Genomic DNA, 8,028 nt, shown 5'->3' on the forward strand with positions numbered 1-8,028 from the left:
GTTACCGCAGGCAGACGATTCATTTCCTTCAGTTTCTGCTTCAGTTCCCGCTGCGCCGCCTGCTTTTCCTGATAGACCCTTCGAGTCATGTCATCGGGAGACAGGATCAATTTTCCTCCATCTCCATCCAGAATGACTTCCTGCCCTGCCGCAACCTTTTCCAGGATATCCCTCATGCCGAAAAGGGCAGGGATCTCCAGGCTGCGAGCTAAAATGGCCACATGGCTGGTGCTGCCGCCTTTTGCAGTCACCATGCCTTTGATATAACGAAAATCCATTTTAGCTGTATCGGAAGGGCTCAGTTCCTCAGCAAAAAGGATGACTTCTTCCCGAATATCCTGAAACGGCTCTTCCCTCGTCCCTTTCAGAAAGGCCATGATCCTGCGGCAGACATCCCGTACATCTGCCGCCCTCTCCCGCAGATAGGCATCTTCCAGACTTTCCAATAACCCGCAGGTTTCCTCCATCTGCAGTTCCAGTGCCCACTGAGCACATTTCCCCTCTGAAATCTTTTCCTCTACGCCGTCGATCAGCGTTTCATCCTCCGCCATATCCAGATGCGCCGCAAAGACGGCATTTTCTCTGGCCAAAGGACGCAGCGCCTCTCTGGCCTTTTCCACCGCATGGCGAAAGGCTGTTTTTTCCCGATCTGCCTCCTGCGCTGTGATCTCCCGCCTTTCTGCCGCCAGATCGGGGGCTTTTACTAAAAATGCCTTTCCCACGGCGATCCCCTTGGAAGTTCCCTGTTCCGCTCTGATCTCCTCCATGCTCATCCCTCCAGAATCTGCAGAAAGGCATCCAGTTTTTCCACAGAATGTTTATCTCCTTCCCCATCGGCGGAAAGCAGCAATACACTGCCTTCTTTTGCCCCAAGAGATAAGATCTGCAGGATGCTGTCTGCCGCCGCCTTTTTCCCCTCATATTCCATATATACCCTGCAGGGCAGTTCCTTTGCAAAAGCCACGATTTTTGATGCCGGTCGGGCATGAAGCCCCGTTTTATTCTTCAAAACCACCTGTCTCTGGATCATCTGATCTACCTCCAAAATTCCGATTTTCCTTATTCTTTCCCGCCGTGGCAGAATTATGAATCCGTATATCAAATTTTTTCATTTTTCACATTATTTTACTAGGAATTCCTTGACAACATCTCCTTGTCGTGGTATGATTGCTTTGTGAGTTAGTTTTAACTAACCAATGGAGAGCATTTGTATGTATCTCCTCATATTAACCCCTCTACTATAATAAACTCAAAATATCCTCTATCATCTCTCTAAATAAAAAGAACCCGAAAGGGTTCTTTTTATTTACCATTCTAATGTTTCCGGATTTCTCAATCTCTGGTGCTTATAGATAGGTACATTGTATTTTGCCCCCAGGGCTCTTACCAGATCTTTATAGCAGGCCTTCATCTTGTCATGGAAGAAGATGGCGTCAATGCCGCCTTCGATGGCATCGATACACTGAGAGGCCCGTTCCACCCCTGTTTCGTTTTCATATTCCCCTGCTACCAGCCACTGGTTCGCCAGAATGTGGGTCACGCCAAAGGCTTCTTTTTCTCCCCATTTGGCAAATACCGCTTCTGCAAAATTTGGTTCAAAATGAACACCGCCTACACACAGCAGATTGTGTACAGTTCTGCCGTCATCCTTGAAAATTTTCGTCAGGGAACGAGCCAGCACACGGCAGGCCTCTTTATTTTCCCAGCTTTCCGGTTCACTCCCTACTTCAATGTCCATCATGGGAACAGGGTATCTGTTCAGCAGTGTAGGATCGCCTTTCTCATTGTGAACGCCGGACCAATGGGTCGCTTCCGTTACTACCTTAAAATCATCCAGACCCAATTCTTTTCTGTTTTCGTCCATAGCCAGCATCAGGTTTCGCATGTATCTGGGCTTTGCGCCGCCATAATTGCCGCTGTTCACATCCCCCAGAGAATGGACGGTCAGCACCTTTTCCAGCGCATGGGCACCTTCATGCCAAGTCACCATACCGGAAATATCTGCATCAGCAAAGTATTTATTCATTTCATCCAATCTTTCCTGATACTGCAGGCAGATGGCCTTATGGGTAGGCACAAAATAAAATTCGTCTCCTGCTTCATCCACATGCTTCATAACTTCCTGCCCATCGAATCGGATGCCCGCTTTTTCTGTAAAATAGCCTTCCTCCTGCAGGATCTCCCACACATGATATGCTACATAGCCAAAGTCTTTGTCATTATTGATATAATAAACCGCTTTTCTTCCCATCTGGAACACCTCATCCTTCGCAAAATCATATTTGCTATCCAGTATAGCATTGTACTTATTTTAGTACAATGCTTTTTCACAAAAAATATCCCCTGCCATTCCGCAGGGGACACGATCTTTTCTTTTATTCCATATGGCAGGAGCATCTGCTTTTTCCGCAGCTGCCTGCATTGGGACAACCGATGCAGACTGCACCTTTCTTTTTTTCTTTTCTGATATAAAGCAAAGCCGCTCCAACAGTCACTGCAACCAGCAGCCCAATAATGAGATCTGTCATAGGAAACCCTCCTTATATTATACGTTCTTTACTGCGCCTTTCAGGGCATATTCAGCTGCAATGCCTTTATCCGCTTTTCTGATGAGGGAAACGATCACTGCAATGATCGCCAGCACAACCATCAGACCGGGAACGAACGCAGTACCCAGAGAACCTGTTGTGATCAGTGTACCGATCTGGTATACCAGGAATGCTACTGTGAAGCCTGTTGCAAACTGCAGGGCGATCCCGCCTGCCAGCCATTTTTTATCTTTGATCTCAGAGTTCATAGCACCCAGTGCCGCAAAGCAGGGAGGGGTATACAGGTTGAACATCAGGTACGCCAGTGCCGCCGCCTTTGTCAGACCCATAGCCATTGCCACTTCGTTTGCACCGCCCATCAGTGCCAGTTCTTCTGTATCGATAAAGTTTGTGATACCATAGCAAACTGCCAGAGTACCAACGACGTTTTCTTTTGCAATAAAGCCTGTGATGGCTGCCGCCGCCAGCTGCCATGCACCAAAGCCCAGAGGGATCAGCACGATGGCAAAGGGAGATGCCATGGAAGCCAAAATGGAAGTATGTTCCATGCCTTCTGCAACCAGTTCCAGTTTCCAGTTGAAAGCCTGCATGATCTGGATCGCTGTGTTGCATACCAGAATGATGGTACCTGCCTTGATGATATACGCCTTCCCGCGGGACAGCATGGACAGGAATGCTCTCTTCAGACTGGGAATTTTATATTCGGGCAGTTCCATAATGAAGAAGGATTTTCTTGCCTTATGACCTGCGATTTTATTTACCAGCAATGCGCCAAAGAAGATCAGGGCGATCCCCACAAAGTACATCAGTGTACCCACCCAGGATGCATCCGCAAAGAATACGCCTGCAAACAGGGCAATGACGGGCAGTTTTGCACCGCAGGGCATAAAAGGTGCCAGCATGGCTGTTGCTCTTCTTTCTCTTTCATTTTTGATGGTACGGGCAGACATAATGCCGGGGATGGCACAGCCTGTTGTGATCACAAAGGGGATCACAGATTTACCGGACAGACCAACCTTTTTGAAGATGGGATCCAGCACGACAGAAACACGCGCCATATAACCGCAGTCTTCCAACAGCGCCATCAGGAAATACATCACCATAACCAGAGGCAGGAAACCTACTACTGCACCAACGCCGCCGATGATGCCATCCAGCACCAGCGCCTGCAGGAAGGGAGATGCGCCTTCCAGTCTACCTGCGGCGATTTCCTGGAAACCTTCGATCCAGCCTACCAGTGTATCTGCCAGAAAAGGCCCGAAGGTGGACTGGGAAATATCAAACACCAGGAACATGATGGCTGCAAAAATGATGATACCTGCAACAGGGTTTGTCACAATCGCATCGATCTTATCCTGTTTGCTGATTTCGTTTGTCTGTACTTTTCTTGTTTCAACGGATTTCACGATTTCGTTTACAAAAGCAAAACGATTTCTGTCCGCTTTTGTGACCGCCGCTTTGTTTGTCAGATCGATATTCTCCTGTTCAAAGGGTGCTTTCTGCTCTCTACCGTACAGAGAAGCCGCTGTTTTTACCACTTCCTGAAGACCTGTATCATTTGCTGCAGTAGAAACTGTTTTGATCACAGGGCAGCCCAGTTTTTCGGAAAGCATCTTTGTATCAATTTTTGTTTCCCTCTTTTCGTTTACATCGCTCTTGTTCAGCGCAACCACCACGGGAACACCCAGTTCCATCAGCTGTGTTGTGAAAAACAGGGATCTGCTCAAATTTGTTGCATCTACGATGTTGATGATCACATCGGGTTTTTCATTTTTTACATAAGCACTTGTCACGCTTTCCTCCGCTGTAAAGGGAGACATGGAATAAGCACCGGGCAGGTCAACTGCTACCAGTTCTTCTTTTCCTTCGTATAAACTCTTTTTGATCAGCGCTTCTTTTTTATCTACTGTAACACCCGCCCAGTTGCCTACTCGTTCATTTCTGCCTGTCAGGGCATTGAACATGGTGGTCTTGCCGCTGTTGGGGTTACCTGTCAAAGCAATTCTCATTTTCTTTTCCTCCTGAATCATACTCTCTAAAGTTAGTTTTGACTAACTATTATACAAAAATGATGTGGTGCGAAAGGCACCACTTACATTACGTTTACTTCGATCGCTTCTGCCAAAAGATTGTCGATGGTATATCTGCCGTCTTTGATGGATACCACGCAGCCGCCCTTCACACGTCTTACCACTGTGATGGGTTCGCCGCTGTAGCACCCCAGAGAAAACAGGAATGCGTCCATTTCTGCATCTTCTGTAATGATATTGTGGATTGTATATTCTACGCCGTCTCTTGCTGCTAATAAACTCATATATAACACGCTCCTTTATAAAAGTTAGCCTTAATTAACTATATGAAGTTTACCACAACTAACTCCTATCTGTCAACTATATTTTTCATAAAAATTCCAATAAAAAAGGAGCATCCCTTTTTCGAGATACTCCTGATGTTTATTTCTTTTTGCTGCAATTCATGCAGTCGCCCTTGCATCCGCCGCAACCGCTGCCATTCTTTTTCAGATGGCGCACCGCCGCCAGAAAGGCCACTGCCACAATGCCAAGAATGATATAATCCAGAATGCCCATCCGCTCACCTCGTCAGAAGAACAGGGACAAAACCTGATATACCCCAAAAGCTGCGATCCACGCGATCACGCACTGCATCAGCGCAACGCATGCCGCCAGAAAACCGCTTTCCAGTTCTCGTTTCACCGCTGCAACAGCCGCCATACAAGGGGTATACAGCAGAGTGAACACCAGAAAACTGATGGCAGAAACAGGTGTGAACAAAGTACCCAGTGCTGTTTCCAGACCTTCCATGGATGTACCCAGCAGAACACCCAGTGTACTTACCACCGCTTCTTTTGCAGAGAAACCTGTAATCAGAGCTGTGGGGATCCTCCAGTCATTGAAGCCCAGAGGTGCAAACAAAGGTGCCAGCCACTGACCGATCATGGCCAGCAGGCTGTCCGCGCTGTCTGTTACCACATTCAGACGGCTGTCAAAGCTCTGCAGGAACCAGATGATGATAGTCGCCACAAAAATAACCGTAAACGCTCTCTGCAGGAAGTCTTTCGCCTTATCCCACATCAGCAGCAGCACGGATTTTGCGGAAGGAAAACGATAGTTGGGCAGTTCCATGACAAAAGGAACAGGATTGCCGCGGAATACTGTTTTATCAAAAATCAGCGCAACAATGATCCCTGCGATGATCCCCGCCAGATACAGACCGATCATCACCAGTGCCGCATGTTCCGGGAAAAATGCTGCTGAAAACACACCATAGATAGGGATTTTTGCGGAACAGCTCATGAACGGTGTCAGCATGATGGTCATACGTCTGTCTCTTTCGGAAGAAAGGGTTCTGGTCGCCATAACCGCAGGAACGGTACAGCCAAAGCCAACCAGAAGGGGGACGATACTTCTGCCGGAAAGGCCGATCTTTCTCAGAAGCTTGTCCATTACAAAGGCAATACGAGCCATATAGCCTGTGTCCTCCAGAATAGACAGGAAGAAAAACAGTACTACGATAATAGGCAGGAAGCTGAGCACACTGCCCACACCGGCAAAGGCGCCATCGATGACAAGGCTATGCACCACTGGGTTGATCCCATAATTCGTAAGGGCCGTATCTACCATAGCAGTGATCCCATCAATGCCAACTGCCAGCAGATCGCTGAGGTACGCACCGATCACGTTGAATGTCAGATAAAATACCAGAAACATCACCCCGACAAAAATAGGGATGGAGAGATATTTATGGGTCAGCACACTGTCGATCTTCACACTTCTCAGATGTTCCTTGCTTTCCTGAGGTTTGATAACCGTTGTACTGCATACTTTTTCGATAAAATCATACCGCATATCTGCCAAAGCCGCATTTCTGTCCATATCATGCTCTTCTTCCATCTGGATGATACTGTGTTCGATCAGTTCCAGTTCGTTCTGATCCAATTCCAGCTTTTCTGCGATATCAGCGTCGTCTTCAATCAGCTTTGTTGCCGCAAAACGAACGGGGATGCCTGCTTTTTCCGCATGGTCTTCGATCTGATGGCACACGGAATGAATACATCTATGTACGGGGCCGGAAGGACAGAAGTCATAGATCTTGGGATATTCCTTCTGCTTTGCCACACGAAGGGCATTCTGCATCAGTTCATCAATCCCTTCATTCTTAACAGCACTGATGGGAACCACAGGAATGCCCAGCTCTTCGGACATTTTCTGTACATCGATGGTTCCGCCGTTGTTACGCACTTCGTCCATCATATTCAGTGCCAGCACCATGGGGATATGCATTTCGATAAGCTGCAGTGTCAGATACAGGTTTCGTTCAATATTGGTTGCATCGACAATATTGATAATCCCATCCGGTTTTTCGTTCAAAATAAAATCCCTTGTCACGATTTCTTCTGCCGTGTAAGGGCGGATGGAGTAAATACCGGGCAAGTCTACCACAGAACAGTTCTTTTCCCCGCGCACTTCGCCGATCTTCTGGTCTACCGTAACGCCGGGAAAATTGCCGACATGCTGGTTAGAGCCTGTCAGCTGGTTGAACAGCGTGGTCTTGCCGCAGTTCTGATTGCCTGCCAGAGCAAAAATCATACCTTGCCCTCCTCTGTAATTTCAATGTTTTTTGCGTCATCCATGCGGATGGTCAGGGTATAGCCCCGCAGACGCAGTTCGATGGGGTCGCCCATGGGGGCAACCTTTGTGATCGTTACCTTTGTTTTGGGGATAAGCCCCATATCCAGCAGACGGCAGCGCAGCGCGCCTTCTCCGCCCACCTTTGTGATAACAGCCTCTTTTCCGATGGGAAGCTGGTTCAAAGTCATGATAAATCCCTCTATTCTAAAAATTCTGTCGAAATCCGAAAATTTTTCCAAAAAAGTATACCATGACTAACTCAAATCTGTCAACGAAATCAGTAAATCAAAACTAACTTTCCTCCCTCTGCATAAACAAAAGAGGGCTGCCGACGAAAATCCGCCTGCAGCCCTTTTCCTCTTTATGCAGTTTATGCCAGAAGGTCTGTAAAGTTTCCTTCTTTATAGCCGGTCACTTCTTTCATCAATCCGCTCAGGCTTTTTCCCTGCTCCCTCAGTTCGTCCATCTGCACATCGGCAGCGATTTTACAATCCTTCAGGATGATGGCGCGGTCGATGAAATTTTCGATCTCATCGATCTCATGGGTAGTGATGAAAATGGTTTCCTCTCCCGTCAGACTGCCCGCCAATGCCTGCATGAAATCCTGTCGGGTAAACATATCCTTGCCGATAAAGGGTTCATCCATGATCAGGATCTTCGTCTTCTTCGCCATGCCTGCCGCCACTTCTGCCTTTGCCTTCTGCCCCTTGGACATTTTCTTGATGGGCTTCTCTTCTAATTGGAAGAAACGCAGCAGTTTTTCATAATACTCCCTGTCAAAATCAGGATAAAAATCCGCCAGAAAGGCACCGAATTCCTTGGGGGTCAGG

At 47.5% G+C, this 8,028-nt stretch carries 8 protein-coding genes and 1 pseudogene; all 9 read right to left on the reverse strand.

Features of this window, described 5'->3' with window-relative positions; all coding sequences use genetic code 11:
* Window positions 1–767, reverse strand: a 767-nt coding sequence (locus tag ACJMLT_RS07135; protein ID WP_405728672.1) for a phosphoenolpyruvate-utilizing N-terminal domain-containing protein, incomplete at its 3' end; no start/stop codon positions are given.
* Window positions 768–769: 2 nt separating this feature from the next.
* Complete coding sequence (locus ACJMLT_RS07140) at window positions 770–1,030, reverse strand: HPr family phosphocarrier protein (protein ID WP_405728675.1); 261 nt, start codon at window positions 1,028–1,030, stop codon at window positions 770–772.
* A gap of 276 nt (window positions 1,031–1,306) precedes the next feature.
* Window positions 1,307–2,251, reverse strand: coding sequence for a D-aminoacyl-tRNA deacylase (locus tag ACJMLT_RS07145; RefSeq protein ID WP_405728678.1), 945 nt, complete (start codon window positions 2,249–2,251; stop codon window positions 1,307–1,309).
* Between the two features lie 124 nt (window positions 2,252–2,375).
* Complete coding sequence (locus ACJMLT_RS07150; protein WP_405728681.1) at window positions 2,376–2,528, reverse strand: FeoB-associated Cys-rich membrane protein; 153 nt, start codon at window positions 2,526–2,528, stop codon at window positions 2,376–2,378.
* Window positions 2,529–2,545: 17 nt separating this feature from the next.
* Window positions 2,546–4,558 (reverse strand): ferrous iron transporter B, encoded by a 2,013-nt coding sequence (locus ACJMLT_RS07155; protein ID WP_405728684.1) that lies wholly within the window; start codon window positions 4,556–4,558, stop codon window positions 2,546–2,548.
* A gap of 83 nt (window positions 4,559–4,641) precedes the next feature.
* Window positions 4,642–4,863 (reverse strand): FeoA family protein, encoded by a 222-nt coding sequence (locus ACJMLT_RS07160; RefSeq protein WP_405728687.1) that lies wholly within the window; start codon window positions 4,861–4,863, stop codon window positions 4,642–4,644.
* A 139-nt stretch (window positions 4,864–5,002) separates the two neighbouring features.
* The gene (locus ACJMLT_RS07165; RefSeq protein ID WP_405728690.1) at window positions 5,003–5,137 is read right to left on the reverse strand and encodes a hypothetical protein; all 135 of its coding nucleotides are present in this window, start codon (window positions 5,135–5,137) and stop codon (window positions 5,003–5,005) included.
* A 12-nt stretch (window positions 5,138–5,149) separates the two neighbouring features.
* A pseudogene (gene feoB / locus ACJMLT_RS07170) lies at window positions 5,150–7,386 on the reverse strand (ferrous iron transport protein B).
* A gap of 182 nt (window positions 7,387–7,568) precedes the next feature.
* On the reverse strand, window positions 7,569–8,028 hold a 460-nt coding region (locus ACJMLT_RS07175; RefSeq protein WP_405728693.1), incomplete at its 5' end, for an ATP-binding cassette domain-containing protein.

The organism is Anaerotignum sp., assembly GCF_045122575.1.
Classification (GTDB): Bacteria; Bacillota; Clostridia; order Lachnospirales; family Anaerotignaceae; genus Anaerotignum_A.